The organism is Parageobacillus caldoxylosilyticus, from assembly GCF_019272935.1.
Lineage (GTDB): Bacteria > Bacillota > Bacilli > Bacillales > Anoxybacillaceae > Saccharococcus > Saccharococcus caldoxylosilyticus.
The window spans coordinates 2,042,411-2,058,142 of the sequence record NZ_CP040553.1 but is presented as its reverse complement, the minus strand read 5'-3'; the positions used below and the strand labels follow the sequence as shown (position 1 = coordinate 2,058,142).

General features: G+C 42.4%; 11 protein-coding genes and 1 pseudogene. 3 read left to right on the top strand and 9 right to left on the bottom strand.

Annotated elements, in window-relative coordinates:
• Window positions 1-346: 346 nt before the first annotated feature.
• From BV455_RS10390 to BV455_RS10355, 8 genes and pseudogenes are all read right to left on the bottom strand, one after another.
• The gene (locus BV455_RS10390; protein WP_218687172.1) at window positions 347-781 is read right to left on the bottom strand and encodes a hypothetical protein; all 435 of its coding nucleotides are present in this window, start codon (window positions 779-781) and stop codon (window positions 347-349) included.
• Window positions 782-1,052: 271 nt separating this feature from the next.
• Window positions 1,053-1,280, bottom strand: a complete 228-nt coding sequence (locus BV455_RS10385; protein WP_218687171.1) for a hypothetical protein — start codon at window positions 1,278-1,280, stop codon at window positions 1,053-1,055.
• Between the two features lie 14 nt (window positions 1,281-1,294).
• Window positions 1,295-1,808 (bottom strand): annotated as a pseudogene (locus tag BV455_RS10380) (JAB domain-containing protein).
• A 223-nt stretch (window positions 1,809-2,031) separates the two neighbouring features.
• A complete protein-coding gene (locus BV455_RS10375) occupies window positions 2,032-4,590 on the bottom strand; it encodes an S-layer homology domain-containing protein (RefSeq protein WP_218687170.1) in 2,559 nt (852 codons plus the stop codon).
• 426 nt (window positions 4,591-5,016) lie between these two features.
• On the bottom strand, window positions 5,017-6,420 hold the full coding sequence (locus tag BV455_RS10370) for an O-antigen ligase family protein (RefSeq protein ID WP_017436432.1): 1,404 nt from the start codon (window positions 6,418-6,420) through the stop codon (window positions 5,017-5,019).
• Window positions 6,421-6,458: 38 nt separating this feature from the next.
• Window positions 6,459-7,568, bottom strand: coding sequence for a glycosyltransferase family 4 protein (locus tag BV455_RS10365; RefSeq protein WP_017436433.1), 1,110 nt, complete (start codon window positions 7,566-7,568; stop codon window positions 6,459-6,461).
• A 57-nt stretch (window positions 7,569-7,625) separates the two neighbouring features.
• On the bottom strand, window positions 7,626-8,351 hold the full coding sequence (locus BV455_RS10360) for a WecB/TagA/CpsF family glycosyltransferase (RefSeq protein WP_017436434.1): 726 nt from the start codon (window positions 8,349-8,351) through the stop codon (window positions 7,626-7,628).
• A gap of 24 nt (window positions 8,352-8,375) precedes the next feature.
• Window positions 8,376-9,650: a nucleotide sugar dehydrogenase gene (locus BV455_RS10355; protein ID WP_218687169.1), complete on the bottom strand. Its 1,275-nt coding sequence runs from the start codon at window positions 9,648-9,650 to the stop codon at window positions 8,376-8,378.
• A 224-nt stretch (window positions 9,651-9,874) separates the two neighbouring features.
• Here BV455_RS10355 and csaB point away from each other — a divergent pair, with 224 nt between their 5' ends.
• From csaB to murJ, 3 genes are all read left to right on the top strand, one after another.
• Window positions 9,875-10,987 (top strand): polysaccharide pyruvyl transferase CsaB, encoded by a 1,113-nt coding sequence (gene csaB, locus BV455_RS10350; RefSeq protein WP_042408269.1) that lies wholly within the window; start codon window positions 9,875-9,877, stop codon window positions 10,985-10,987.
• 23 nt (window positions 10,988-11,010) lie between these two features.
• Window positions 11,011-12,183, top strand: coding sequence for a glycosyltransferase family 4 protein (locus BV455_RS10345; RefSeq protein ID WP_218687168.1), 1,173 nt, complete (start codon window positions 11,011-11,013; stop codon window positions 12,181-12,183).
• A gap of 68 nt (window positions 12,184-12,251) precedes the next feature.
• The gene (murJ, locus tag BV455_RS10340) at window positions 12,252-13,775 is read left to right on the top strand and encodes a murein biosynthesis integral membrane protein MurJ (protein ID WP_218687167.1); all 1,524 of its coding nucleotides are present in this window, start codon (window positions 12,252-12,254) and stop codon (window positions 13,773-13,775) included.
• 34 nt (window positions 13,776-13,809) lie between these two features.
• Here murJ and BV455_RS10335 read toward each other — a convergent pair whose 3' ends face one another.
• Window positions 13,810-15,693: an S-layer homology domain-containing protein gene (locus BV455_RS10335; RefSeq protein WP_017436439.1), complete on the bottom strand. Its 1,884-nt coding sequence runs from the start codon at window positions 15,691-15,693 to the stop codon at window positions 13,810-13,812.
• Between the last annotated feature and the right edge of the window lie 39 nt (window positions 15,694-15,732).

Sequence of the window (15,732 nt, the reverse complement as noted above, 5' to 3'; positions counted from 1 at the left end):
TTTCTGCCTTCGCGGCAGGGATCGTCACGAGAAAAGACCCTGCAGAACCCTTTGACATATTTTGATAAACCCCGTGCGGTGACAGGAACTATTCCATGACAGTCTCCCAAGGTTCTGAGACACTACAAAAAAAATGAGAGCAGAAAAAGAAATCAGAGCTATTTAGGCTCTGATTCCCCTTGCTTAACTGAATTTTGTACTGTCTACCTTTAGGATCGCAATGCACAGGCACTCAGTTTAATTGTTTGTTTTCTCAACTTCCTTTTAACAAACCTTGCTTGGTAAACAATATTTTTATTCTTTGTGCTGCAAAACGTTTACATAGTTACCCCAATTTCTTAATTTGTTATTTGTTCTTGTCCTCTTTTTCTTCTCTCTCTTCATCTTTTCGGAAAAGGAAGCTTTCTTTTTGCTCAACGTACATTAGAATAGATAGCCCCACTCCAAGCCCTCCAATAGCTGTCAAAAACTCGCCATGTTCGAATGCACCAGGTTGATTTTCATTATAATCGTACATAATTTTAGCCATAACAAATATCGCATAAGCACTTAAAATCAATGCAGTTATTTTAGTTAACTTAGTTTTAACAGGTAATTCTTTTCCTGTAAATGTGACATAAAGTACATCCATCAAGATTAAAACAATAGCAAACACGTATCCATAGCCGAATAACTCTAAGTTATTCGGATTTTTTAATAAGATGTTGACCAACGCCAATCCTATTACATAGAAATACACCAGATACACTAATAGACTAAAACCGTCTTTTTTAATTTTCATCAATATTACCCCCTATTACTTTCTAAAAACAAAACACCTTTTATCCACTTTCTTCTTCCGAAAGGGCTATCTTTTTATTCTCACGTTTTTCCAAAAGTCCTTCTCGCAATGCGGATAAAATTAAATAATTGATCACATTGCGTTTGGTTTGCTCAGTAAAAATGAGCATACTCCCATCATAACCAACGATAGACACAGACATATGCTTTCGTTTGAACTTCCTCGTGACACTCAACAAACATTGTACTATTTCAAACGACACGTTGTTTCTTCATCGACGATCACTCCTGCTATCCATTCGTATCCTTATTTGTTCACGTACATCAATGCTTCCAAAAGCAACGGATTCGGAAGCTTTTCCAGATGTTCTTTCAGGCACAAGATAGTTGTCCAGCTCTTCGTGATAGAATTCATATGCTTCATAGCCCACCTCATCAATGGCAACTGCTACGTTGAACGTTCTTTTCATTGTCCTTACGAACCAATCAATGTGTAACATCCTTTCTCTTCCTCTCAGAGATACCCTTTTTCTTTCAGCGACAAATATCGTTCAAGGTAAACAATCAGATGGTCTAGCACATCAATGCCAATCACCTTTCCTGCCTCTACTAACCGTTTCGTTACTTCAATGTCCTCCCTCGACGACTCGCAACGACCGCTGGGATGATTATGAGCGACGATGATGGAAGCCGAGTTGGAGAGAATGGCAGCCTTCATCACCTCCCTCGGATGCACGATACTAGCGTTCAGGCTTCCAACATGGCAAATGTTGATGGCAGTCAGCTGGTTTTTCGTTTCAAGACAGACAACGACAAACTTCTCACGGTCGGCTTCCACAAGAAAGAAACGACTGCAACAGCTTGTACACGTCCTCCGGCGACTTGATTTGTCTCTCCTTGTACAGCACGCTCGACTCCCGAACGAGCTTCAGGCTCACGATGTTGACACGCTTGGCTGGCTGCTTGACAGACACCTCTCTTTCTAGCAACTCTAGCTGTTGGTGGTTGATGATTTGATACTTGCACATCCTTTTCCCTCTTAAAACAAAAATATCCTCTATTCCCCGAAAGGAATGGAGGCTTGATGATAGGTTCAAAGTCATAATATATATTTGGAATCATGCTTGATACAGATTTGGGCAAAAAGAAAAGCCCCGCAGAGATTTCTCTCCGCAGGGTTTTTCTGTATATTTTGATAAACTTCGGATGGTGACTGACACGCACCCCAATGATAGGTGCCTATCCCACATATTACTTAGATACTACAATAGTACCAGTTGTAGCAAGTTTATTTCCAGGTGTAGTTGCATCTACAACGTTATTTCCTGAAAGAACCTCAAGTGAGATTGGTTTGCTTAGGTCGCTTACAGCTGGTGTGAACGTAATATTAAGAGATTTTGTAGTCGCATCATACGCTAGATTTGAAACTGATTTCTCCACTCCATCAACAAGAACCTTAAAGTCAGGTGTAGTATCTTCAAGATTTGCTTCAAGCATATCTTCAGAGAAAGTAACCTTAATAGTATCAGCAGCAATTAGCGATGCTCCAGTTACTACTGGTTTAACATTCTCTTTAAATAGTACTTTTGTAGTTACAGGATTCATAACGTTACCAGCAACGTCAGTAACATTTTGAATTGTGAAGTTTCTTAAACCAGTTACAGTGATTACATTAGGTTTTAATTTTAATTTTACAGTGTATTGGTTTCCGTCAAAGATTGCAGATTCAAATACTTGTTGGCCTTCAACAGTATAATTTGCAACGTTTAACGCTGTTGCAGCTGACAGATTTTCATTGAAAACTACAGTTACATAGTCTTCGCTAGACTGAACTGTAATGCCAGAATAACCATTATCTGGATTGGAATCGTCATCAACAATAAAAGGTTTTCCAGTATCATTTAGTGTACCTAAAGTGAAAGAAATTGACTTAGCATCTGAAGTATTAGCTGTTGGTGTAGCAGTATCAACAGCTAAACCAGCTGGTAGTGATAATGTGTAATTACCAGGATTTAAACCTGCAAGAGAAATTTTAATTGCATCATTTACTGAATCTCCATCAGTATCATAAGCAACCACATTTGTAGCGTCATTAGTAATTGAACCAGAGCGAGTGACTTGGTTAGAGTCAACATAAGTATACGATAAGTCGCCAACACTGTTATCCACTGAAATCTCTTCGTTATATTTCACGATTAAGTATTGTGCACCTGAGATTTGCTTAATTTCATGACTTACATACGCAGGTTTAGTTGTGTCTGCTTTGAATTCTAATAGCTTGCTAACTGGAGAAGCCAAAGTATTACCAGATAGGTCCTTGAATCCATTTAAAGTGATTGTTTTAATTCCAGTAAAGTTAGTCGCGTCTGTAATTGTTATAACTTTACCAGTAGAATCTAAAGTTGCGTTTGTTCCTAATACAATGTTAGTTGGAGTACCACTGTTGTTTACGTCATAAGTTCCAAGCACATTTCCTGGTTGTTGAACTTTAACTTTTTCTGAAAGTGTTACTTTAAGTACTCCAGTTTTAACAGCCTCAACCTTTTCAACTGTAGGTGCTACGTTATCAAGTATTTTGTTAACAACAGTAGTTGAGATTGGGTTTGGAGTAATTAAGTTTCCTGCAAAATCACTCAAACCAGCAAGAGTTACTGTATAGTTTTTATCTACAGTGAAGGAACTGATATCTAAATCGAATGATTTTTTATCAGATGCAAGAGTTACTAGTCCTGTATCAGATACAACATTGCCATTAGCGTCTCTGATTTCAAGAGCCGCTTCAATGTCAGCAGCATTAGTTACATTGAGTGGTTCAGAGAATGTGAATGTAGCTACACCATTAACAGGGTAAGAAACACCTAATAAAGTAGGTCTTACCTCATCCTTAAAAGTTAAAACTTCAGAAGTGTATTTTTCTACAAATTTACCATCAGTTGTTTGCACACTATCAGCAGCTACAGTTACAACATACTTACCGTTAAAAGTTGTATTAGCAGTAATAGTTAAAGTTTTGCCGTCTTCACTTAAAACCGCAGTTGATGTATTACCATCTACAGCAGTAGCACCATCTAAAGCGTTAAAGGTAACTACGCCATCAACTAAAGAACCATTACTTTCGATGACAGTATCTTTTTTAATAGGTTTATTAAATTTAATCTGAACTTCTTTAGCGTTAATCGCACTTACCGAAACCACTTGTGGAGCTACATCAACATTCGCCGCTCTATATACAAATACCGCAAAATCACCGCGAGTGATGTTGTCGTTAGCACCAAATTTAGTTTCAGATTTACCTTTTGTGATTCCGTTTTTGTAAAGCGCTTTTACGTATGGTGCCCATGTATCGTTTACATCCGTGAATGGAAGTGTTACATCGTCACCTTTTAATTTGTAAGCATTCGCAATGATTTTTGCCATTTCAGCGCGAGTTAGTTTGTCGTATGCACCGAATTTGCCAGCTGCTTTACCGTTTAGTACGCCAGCTTCGACAAGCGCATTGACGTATTTCGCACGGTCTTTTGGCACATCTGTGAAGCCTGCGTCTTTTGCATTGTCAACGTCCAGTTTTAATACTTTTGCAAGGATCACTGCTGCATCTAGACGAGTGATTTCATCGTAAACACCGAATTTTGTTTCAGATTTACCTTTTACACCTGCTGATACTAAGAAATCAACTGCATCTTTGTATTGCGATGCAACATCTGTGAAGCCTGCTGCAGCGGATACTACAGGAGCTACCGCAGATGCGACCATGGCAGCTGTTGCAGTTGTTGCAACAAACTTGCGATAGGACTTAGGTTGATAAGCCATGAATGATTTCCTCCCCGTTTTGTGTATATTTTTATGATGAATCGAAGGTATCATAAATACCATCGATCAGTTACCGAGATTAGGAGCTGTAAAAGCCTTTCTATGAGCCATTTCATAGTAGAAAAGGCATGAATCATAAACATAAAAACTCCAAAACTCCCAAACTCTACTACTATTCTACCAAAGCCATAGGATTTTTCAACTGTTTTTTTACAAAATTCTCATCACATACGTTTTTTATGTAACAAATGCTTTATTTGGGTAACAAACGTTAATTTTCCATAACAGACATTCTACATAAATAGAAAAATTGTAAATTACTTTTCTGTGAAAATAACAGATCCATGCGTGGTTAGGGCTATTTTCATGTCTGGCGGGGAGTAAAATTTACTCATGGATGTTTTTTGTAAAAAAAAAGCATGCAGCTTATTGCTGCATGCTTGCTGGTTTTTCTTTATTTTGATGCACAAAAGCGATTGCCAGTCCCGACACAAGCCAAAAGATCGTGTTCAACTGCGGGATGAAAATGAGATTGTTAGACAAGTTTTGCACCATGAACGTAGCGCTTCCGGCGATCAACCCGATGACAACGATCTTGCTTAACCGGTTGGCGGCGGAAAAATAAAGGCGGAGCAAGTACACGTAATAGATGACATAGATGGCCAAAAATGCGGCTAGCCCAATAAATCCTGTTTCCGCGCCGACCTTTAAATATGAGTTGTGCACGGAATACTGGTCATGCCCGATATACAGTTCTGGATATTTTGTAACATAGTCTTTGTATCTCACCAGATAATTTCCGATGCCAACACCAAGGATAGGGTTTTCTTTCATCATCACCCATCCCGTTTTCCATAGTGTGACACGGGAGACAACAGCGCGGCTCGTCGTCGCTTCATCCTCTGCTTTTCCTTCTTCTTCCGGTTCTTGTGTAAAAAATCCTCCGCCTTCCCCTTGTGAATGATCAGTACCGGTGACATGGCCTGGAAGGTTGCGAACGAGAATTTTCTCCATTGCATACAGCGCCGAATACGTACGAGACTGGACATCTGGCATGAAATAGACAACCGTAAGCAAGACGACGAAAGAGAGAAGTATATGCGGACGAACGGCGTTTTTGATGAAATCTTTCGGAATGAGCAAGACCATTAATACGAAACCGCCGATCATCGCCACCCAGGCCGCGCGCGTATAGGTGAGCACCAAATTAATTACGTAAATGCCATACAGCGCGAACATCAATAGCTGCGCTTTTTTATCTTTGAAATATACAACCGCTAGTAACACTAAAGTCGGAATGACAAAATTAAGAAAAGAGGCATAGTAATTGGGATTCACCAACGTTGAGTCTACGCGTCCCTTCGCTTCCTTTAGGGCATACAACCCGGCGGTATTCAAAGAAATGCCGAAAATGTATTGCACAATTCCGTAAACACCGATGATCAAGACGGATAGGCCAAACACTTTTGCAAAGTGGATATATTGTTCGCGCGTAAAGCGAACTTTCACGACAATGAGAAACAAAACAACGTACGAAAGATAGCGGGCAAGCTCCATTGCGGCTGGAGCAAGGCTGACCGCTTGCGTTAACGAAATAACCGCAATGATGAAAAATACCAGAAACGCCGCTGCAATCGGCTTTATGTTCAAATCATTCAACGTGATCCTTTTTTGCGCATAATCGATGATAGCGGCAATCGTTAACAGCGGAATCATCACGACTTCCGCTGACAGCGGCAAAGGACCGATATACGTTTTATAAGAAACAAGCGGAACGAGAAACAGAGATAAAATCACAGCATAATAAGTAAACGGTTGTTGAAGACGCATCGCTTAAACTCCTTTTTACTCACTTCGATTTGCGAAAATCATTTTTGATGATGTTTCTCCAGCACATTTTGGTAAGTAGCGATTGTTTCTTTGTACAAGCGATGTAACGAAAAATGGGAAGAGGCATATTCGTACAACGTCTGCCCCATTTGTTTTAATTGCTGCTTTTTTTCGCGCGCTTCTTGGATTGCCTCAGCCAGCGCTGCACTGTCGCCGACAGGAACGATCCATCCCATCTCCTTAGAGGCAATGAGCTGTCTAACTCCGCCAACATCGGTGGAAATGACGGGAATGCGTTCGTTGGCCGCTTCGAGCAAGGCTAACGGAAAGCTTTCGCTGTAAGAAGCCATGAGCGCGACGTCAGAGAGGGAATAAATGGCGGCGATATCGCGACGAAACCCAAGAAATTTCACTTGATTTTCGATTTGCAGCTCCGCCGCCTTTTCTTTCAGCTCCTCTTCCAGCGGGCCGTCTCCGACGACTAGCAGCTTGATGTCACGATACGGCAGCGATTGGAGCGCTTCGAATACAAGCGCATGACCTTTAATGGGATGCAATCTTGCGACCATAGCGATGACAAAGTCGTCTTCGTTCACGCCAACATGGGTTCGTTGCAGCAGATGGTCAGGAGATGTTTCGTTGAAGTCGATGCCGTTGTAAATCGTCTTGATCCGCTCTTTCGGAATGCCAAAGGCGACGAGATTGTCTTTAAACCGCTCGGACACGGCAAAGAAATAATCGACTTTTTTTAGCGCCCATAAATTTAAGCGGGTAAAAAGGAAGCCTTTTAATCCCGATTTCATAAAATCAAGGCGCGGGTCGCTATGAATCGTCGTCATCCACGGAATCCCGATTTTCCGCTTGATCAGCGCGCCATATAAATTGGCTCTCGGACCATGCGTATGCAACAAATCATAGCGCTCGTGCTGAATAAGCTCCACGAGCTTATGCAATACGGATAAATCATAGCGGGACGATTGCGGAAGAAGGCGGACATCAATATGATGTTCCCGCGCTTCTTTCGCGAGCGGCCCTTCTTGAAACACCACGAGCGTTGCCGTCTCCTTCGGGAATTTAGATAACAGTGTGACGACGTGTTTGCGCGACCCTCCCGTTTCCCCGCCGCTAATGACGTGCAATACTTTCAACCGAATCTCCCCTTGCTGTTGGAATGAACGAGATACGACTTCATTGGCCCAAGCCGGTCATTCCACCGATGGTTTTTCCCATAATACTTTCCATAAAAACTTTGGCAATGCAAGCTGCCGTTTGAACCGTTTCGGGTCTGTCACAAGGCGGTAAAACCATTCTAACCCAAGATTGCGGAACAGTTTTGGCGCCCGTTTGACATGCCCTGCGAACACGTCGAAACTTCCGCCGACGCCTTGCAGCACTTTCACGTTCAAATCGTTCATATATGTTTTGATCCACAGCTCTTGCCGCGGGCTTCCGAGCGCCACAAATAAAATATCGGCATTCGACTCATTAATTTTTTGGATAAGCGAATCGTAATCGTTGACGTAGCCGTTGGAGTAACCGACGATTTGCAATCCAGGATATTTTGCTTCGAGATTTTCCTTCGCTTTTTTGACGACTTCTTCTTTCGCGCCAAATAAGAACACGCGATACCCTTTTTTTGCGGAAAGCTCAATTAACCGCTCCATCATATCAATCCCCGTCACGCGCGAGGTGATGCGTCCGCCTTTCAGCTTTGATGCGAGCACGACCCCAATGCCGTCGGGAATTTGATACGTCGCCGAGTTAATGAGCTGTTTGACGTTTTCGTCTTTACTGGCGGCAATGAGCTTTTCCGGATTCACCGCAACAATCGTTGATTTTTCTCCTGCCGCCATCCTCTTTTCGATATCGGCAAGAATTTCGTCGTAATTTAGCGTGGAAACATACACGTCTAAATATTTTTCTTTCCCCATCACCGATCATACTCTCTTTGGCTGTTATTCTTGGATTGCTTTGACAGAATATAAATTTCCTATTTTATATACCGTTATGCTTTCATCGTTAAGATGCACGCAGTTTTTCGTATCGAAAATGACCTTTGTTTTCATCGCTGCAAAATCTTCCGCTTTCATGTTTTTAAATTCGTTATGGTCAGCGAGAACGACAACTAAGTGCGCGCCATGAACGGCTTCTTCCAACGTAGAAAGCGGAAAAGATACTTGCTCTTGTTTGACATGCGGATCGTATGCGCGCACTTCGAACCGGCTGTGCTGCTTTAATAATTCATAGATTTTAATCGCCGGGCTTTCCCGCACGTCATCCGTATTTCCTTTATACGTCAAGCCAAAAATCGCCACTTTTGGGAACGCAAGTTCAGCGGTCATGCGTTGAATTTGTTCCACGACAAAATACGGCATGGAATTATTGATGCGTCGAGCCGTTTGGATTAACGGTGATTCTTCTTTCGCTTTTTCGATAATAAAATAAGGGTCAACGGCCAAACAGTGGCCCCCGACGCCAGGGCCCGGCAAATGGATGTTGACACGAGGATGTTTGTTTGCCAGCTCAATGACCTTATGCGCATCAACGCCAATCCGTTGCGAAATTTTGACCAGTTCATTGGCAAGTGCGATATTGACATCTCTAAACGTGTTTTCCATTAACTTCGACATTTCGGCGGTGACGGCTTCTGTTTCGATCACTTCGCCTTTGACGATGGCGCGGTATACGTCAGCCGCTTTTTTCGCCGCTTCTTTCGTGACACCGCCGACAATTCTTGTATTTTCAACAAGTTCAATTAAAATACGACCTGGCAATACCCGTTCAGGACAATGAGCCAAATAAATGTCTTTTTCTGGATCTAACCCGTGTTCGCGAATAATCGGCGCGACGACATCATCCATCGTGCGAGGCGGAATCGTCGATTCCACAATAACGACATTTCCTTTTTCTAAATAAGGAACGATCGATTTCGTCGCGTCCACGACATAATCAATATTTGCTGTATAGTCTTCGTGAATCGGTGTTGGAACGGCGATAATAAACACATCTGCCTTTTCGGGAACCAGTGAGGCTCGGAACTTGCCTTCTTGCACTACTTTTTTGACAAGTTCAGGCAACCCGTTTTCTTCAATATGTATTTCGCCTGTGTTCAATGTTTGTACGACTTTTTCGTTTACATCCACACCGACGACTTCAAAGCCAGCATTCGCGAAAATCGCTGATGTCGGCAGTCCAATATATCCTAGTCCAACTACACAAACTTTTTTCATCGCAAAAAAACCTCTCTTTGGTTTAGAAATTGGCAAATGTACTTGCCACGCTTCATTATGTTCACTGCAAGCCGTTTTTGTCAATCATGATATAGTATATCAAATTACGACATATTTTGCATCATTGAATATAGAATAGGCAAATGCTACAATTAAGGTTGATTTTTGTGGCAGAAATTATTTTTAAGAAAAAACGATATTGGATAGAGGGAGGAAACGTTTCTTTGAAAATCGTTATTTCAGGTTTTTACGGTCTTGGAAATACTGGGGATGAAGCGATTCTGGAAGCGATTATCGACAATCTTCGCGCAGAATTGGATCATCCGGAAATCACCGTATTTTCTCTTTCTCCAGAAAAAACGGCAAAAACGCATAACGTGAAAAGTGTTTACCGCGGATGGCGTCATGATAATAGAAAAAAAATCAAAGCATTACGCGAAGCGGATTTGCTCATTAGCGGAGGAGGAGGATTGCTGCAAGATACATATCCGACGAGATTTCTATTCGGACCTCTTCCTTATTATTTATTAATTGTCTTTCTTGCAAAGCTTTGTGGAACGAAAGTAATGTTTTTCTCGCAAGGCATCGGTCCTGTAAATACGACATGGGGAAAAATATTAATGAAAGTTTTCGCCAATATGGCTGACTTTATTACCGTACGTGACCAATATTCGAAAGAATTGCTGCATAAACTCGGAGTCACCAAACCAGAGACAGTCGTCACAGCGGATATCGTCTTTGCGTTTAAACATAAAGTGGATGATGCCTGCTTTGATAGCCTTCCGTTAAAAGGAGACGAAAAGCTCGTTGCTGTTTCCGTCCGGCCATGGTTTCACCATGAGGAATATTATTCACAGTTGGCGGAAGCGCTCGATCGCTTAATAGAGGAAGAAACTATTACCCCTGTTTTCGTGCCGATGGAAGGTCATCATGACGTGAGAGCCTCCAAACAAGTAATAGAAAAAATGAAGCGGAAAGACGCATGTCATCTTCTTGGTCCGGACTTTACGCCAAACCAATATTTGCACTTTATTAGCCGCTGCCGGATGACAATCGGCATGCGACTGCATTCACTCATTTTCTCCGCACTTACTGGAGTCCCGCACATCGGCATCAGCTATGATAAAAAAGTGGAAAGTTTATTGAAACGCTCGGGAATGTGGGAATATTCTTTCCGCTTAGGAGAAATCGACGTGGAACGTTTGATTGCGAACGCCAAATACGTGCTCAGCCATCGCGACCAATTAAGCGAAATCGTGCAGAAAAACGCCGAATCCATGCGCAAAGATGCGATGGAAAACATTCGGTTGTTAAAGGAAAAATTTCTCGTACATTAATTCTCTTAAGGAGAAGATGAAAGATGAAAATATTATTAGCTACCGTCTTCGATTATCCTCACGCTGGAGGATTATCGACCCATGTCACCACATTAAAAGCTGGATTGGAAGCGAGAGGACATGAAGTCGATGTTCTCTCCTTCAGCGATATTAGCCCTGTAAGCCAAAATCTACTCGCAAAAGGGCCAAGTTTTATTTTGAACAAACTATCGAAAGGCAGTGGAATTATTTGGAGCCATCACGTCCGGCAAAAAATGCTTTATCGCTTGATCGAACAGCATAAATCGAAAGGATATGACATCATTAACGCCCAAGAAGTATTCGCAACGCTTGCGGCGATAGAAACGGGGATTCCGACCGTCACGACCGTGCATGGATATATGACATATGAAGCAATTAGCCGCGGCTCTGTTGTAGAAGGAAGCCGGCAAGCCCGTTATTTATTGCAAAAAGAAGTCGAAGCCTATACAAAAACAAGAAAAATTGTTACGGTCGACCAGCGCATCAAAAATTATGTTTTTGAGAAAGCAGGCGTAGAGGCGACAGCGATTCGCAACTTTATTGACATTAACAGTTTTAAGCCAGATAAAGAAAATCGTCTTGCTTACCGCCGCAAACACGGCTTTGCCGAAGATACGAACATTATTTTTGTTCCAAGGCGTCTGACGAAGAAAAACGGCGTCATTTATCCTGTACTCGCGCTTCCACAAGTGCTCGAAAAATATCCGAATACGATGCTCGTCTATGCCGGCATGGGCGAAGCCTTTCAAGAATTAAAATCACTGATTCACGAAAAAGGATTAGAAGAGAAAACAAAGTTGTTAGGAGCGATTCCGCATGAAGCGATTAAAGAATATTATGCGCTATCGGATATCGTTCTTGTGCCAAGCGTTCATTCAGCGGGCGTAGAGGAAGCGACGTCCATTTCCGCTCTCGAAGCGATGGGATCTGGCTCCCCGCTCATCGCTTCCGCCGTCGGCGGTCTAAAAGAAATTGTCCGCCATGAACAAGATGGTCTTCTGGTGGAAGAAAAAAACGTCGATCAGCTTGCCCAAGCTATCATTTACTTGCTTGATCATCCGGAAATCGGACAAAGGCTTGCGAAAGAAGCAAGACGAAAAATTGAAGAGGAATATTCCCACTTGGCTGCAGCGAAAAAGTATGAAGAAATCTATGCAGCAGCGTTACAGCAATAAAAATGCGGCTGTCTCGTAGCCCTTTAGAGACAGCCTTTTTTCGATTTTTTTATAAGGAAGTGAGACAGATGTCATCATTAAAACGAACGGCGCTTTGGATTACGTTGCTTGCGTTGCTCGTCAAATTATCCGGTTTTCTTCGCGAAAGCATTATTGCCAAACAGTTTGGGGCAAATGAATACACAGACGGCTATTTATTGGCATTTTCGTTTATTACACTCGTGTTGGCGATCATTTCCGGCGGATTTAATAACGTGTTTCTTCCTTTATATATACAGAAGAAAAAAAAGGATCCTGAAGCAGCGGAACAAAACGCCAACGGCATTATGAACGCAACAGTGGCGATTTTCCTTCTCGTTACGGTCATTGGGTATTTCTTCGTTCCTTCGTTCGTCCCGATTATTTTTGGCAATATGACGCCGACGACAGAAAAAGTCGCTGTCGAGATTACCCAAATCTTTTTCCTATTTATGAGCGCTATTGCCTTAAACGGAATTCTTGACTCCTATTTGCAAGGACGGCGCATTTTCGTACCATCGCAAATTTCGAAACTGCTTGCCACCTTAATGGGAGCGGTGTTTGCTCTTCTTTTTTCGGATGTGTGGGGAATATACAGCCTTGCTTACGGGTTTGTGTTTGGCATTATATTAGGCATCGTGCTGATGTTTTTCTACTTACAAAAAAGCGGCTATCGCTGGTCACCGACATTTGCAGTGGATAAAGAATTTCGCCAAACGTTTCTCGTCTTGCTTGTACCGTCATTATTAAACGCGTTTGTCGGACAAATGAACATGTTTATCGATAAAATGTTTGCTTCTGGAACCATAGAAGGAGCAGTGACATATTTAAACAACGCATCATTGTTAGTCAGCATTCCCCATACCATTTACGGTACGACCATCGCCGCCATTTTGTTTACACTGTTATCCGAGCAGGTAGACGATCAACGTAAGTTTCAACAAACGTTCTTTACGGGAATGGAATTGTCTCTCATGACACTCATGCCGATTGCGGCAGGCTTGCTGTTTGTAGGTGACGCCGCCATTTCCTTTGTCTACGAACGAGGCAGATTTACAGCGGAAGACACCCATAACACGTACATCGCTTTGCTGTTTTATTTACCTCTTATTGTTACGCAAGGGCTGCAATATATTGTTTCAAAATCGATGTACGCGAAGGGAAAAACGGCGATTGTCCTGCGAATTAGCGTTACGACCATCATATTAAACGCATTATTAGATTATTTATTGGTGAAACCGCTTGGCTACCCTGGACTAGCTTTATCTAGTTCGCTTGTTTCCTTCTATTATTTAACAGCGTGCACCATTTCCGTATATAAAGAGTTTGAACAGGGGGAAACAAAAAAACTATTTTGGTTGATTGCCCGCGTCAGTCTGCCAACTGCCATCATGGCCGTTCCATTATATGTGGTAAAATACTGGACACCCGTTGGACATTGGTACTCCCTTCTTCAACTTGCCGTTCTGGTGCCGATTGGAGTCGTGTTCTATATGGTTGGCACCTACTTCTTTTATCGCGATGGTTTTTACCGTCTTCTCCGTATGGTCAAAACAAAACAGAGGGCAGTATAACAAAAAAAAGAGGCAAGCTGTTTGCTTGCCTCGTTTATTTTGCGATTGGCAGCGGTTTTAATAAGTCGCTGCGGATATATGCGTCCTCACCAGTAGGCAAATCGGTGTGGATTTTATACCAAACGTAGCCGTCTGGCTGTTTCGCTGTTTCCCCCAGCTTAATAACCGGAGTGTTATTCAACTTATATGTGTACAATGGAGACTCATTCGTATTCGGTTCACGACGAACATTGACTCCTTCTGTTGTCGTTCCCGTAATGGTATATTTACCCCAGTCTTTCCAGCCTAAAAATTTGTCAGCCCGATACATAAGTCCAGCAATTTTTTGCCCCCAATATGGGTCAGACGCGTAAAGAACGTTAAAGCCAATCGTCTTATCACCAAGAACCGCTCCATTATACTTCCAGCTCTTTGGATTGGCATATCCATTCGATATCATCGTCTGTGCCATATAATTGATGCAATCTTCAAAGGAATTAAATGTCATAGCACTGTTGAGCGGATCGCTATCAACCGCCTGAATGCCGAATAAGTTTTTCTTCTCTTTCGCAATTTGGCTAGTTCCCCAATTACTCTCATGAATCGCATGCGCCAACAAATAAAGCGCATTGACGTTATATGTTTTCTCTGCCTTTTTAAACGCCTCTCCTAACGTCTTCAGCGGACTGTCGGAGCGATTCGCGGCGACAAACTTATTCAATTCTTCAGCTGTATAATTTGTTTTCGTACGAATTGGCAGGACGTTAAAGTATTGATATGCCGTGCCGACGAGCTTGCCTGCTCCGTTATAAAACGTTTCGCCGTCCCAACTGTAATACTTTTGCCCATCTTGCATGAATGACGGCGCTTTTCCGTACAGATAGCTTGTGTATTTGTTGCTTGTCGTATTATAAATGTAATGATACAATTCCCCTTTTTCCGCCATATAATACGACCGGCCTTGCAGCAAGGCAGTTGGCACAAGCATCACTTCTGACTGTTTCACATACCCAATCGTATTGGCGATTTGCACTTTCACTTTTTCTTCGTCCGCGCCTAAATATTTCATTTCCGTATTTGGCGCAACATACGTAAGGGACTTGCTTAAAGTAGATTCATAGATTATTGTGGTTGATTTTCCAGGAGACGGTTGGGCAATGACGTTTCCGCTAGCCATTTTAACAATTTTGGTGCCTTGCACAATCACTTGCGAAGCCCAATTCGTAACGGCTGCTTCTGCCTGTGCAAACGTAGCGTAGCGCTTTGGCAGCGGCGTTAATTGCCCGTTTTGAATGACAGCGACTTGATACGCCATTTCCGGCGTCTGCTCCGCCCACACTTCAAGCAAACGATAAAGAAAAGCAGCGGCGTGCGCTCTTGTCGCATACGCTTTCGGGTCAAAGCGGAACGTTTTTCCATCCGTGTTTGGAATTCCGCGAATAATGCCATAATACACATTATGAGAGATTGCAATTTTTGAAGTCGAATAGAGCCCATCCACATCAGTAAAATGGTCGAGCGGTGCCTGCTTTTTCTCTATTCCTAAATAATCTAGCGCGCGGTCAATCATTACCGCCATTTCTTCTCTTGTAATTTTATTGTACACGCCAAACGTGCCGTTCGAATATCCTTGAACGATTCCCGCCGCGCTCGCTTTGTAAATGCCATCGGCTAATTTGGAAGATGGCGACACGTCGGAAAAGTGTCCCGATCCTTCCGGAAGCTGTAACGCTCTGGCAACAAACGTAGCAAACTGGCCGCGAGTGACAGGGTCGTTAGGACGATAATGGCCATCAGGATATCCTTCAACGATTCCTTGGTTCACCATCGCGCGCATTTCTTCTTCAAGCGCAATTCCTGTAATATCATCTGCGAACGAAACGGAAATATTAGTAAACAATAAACCAAAAACTAAAAAAAGACTGGCAAGTAACCTCAATGTTTCTACTCCTCCCTGCTATGTTTTAGTAGATTTCGA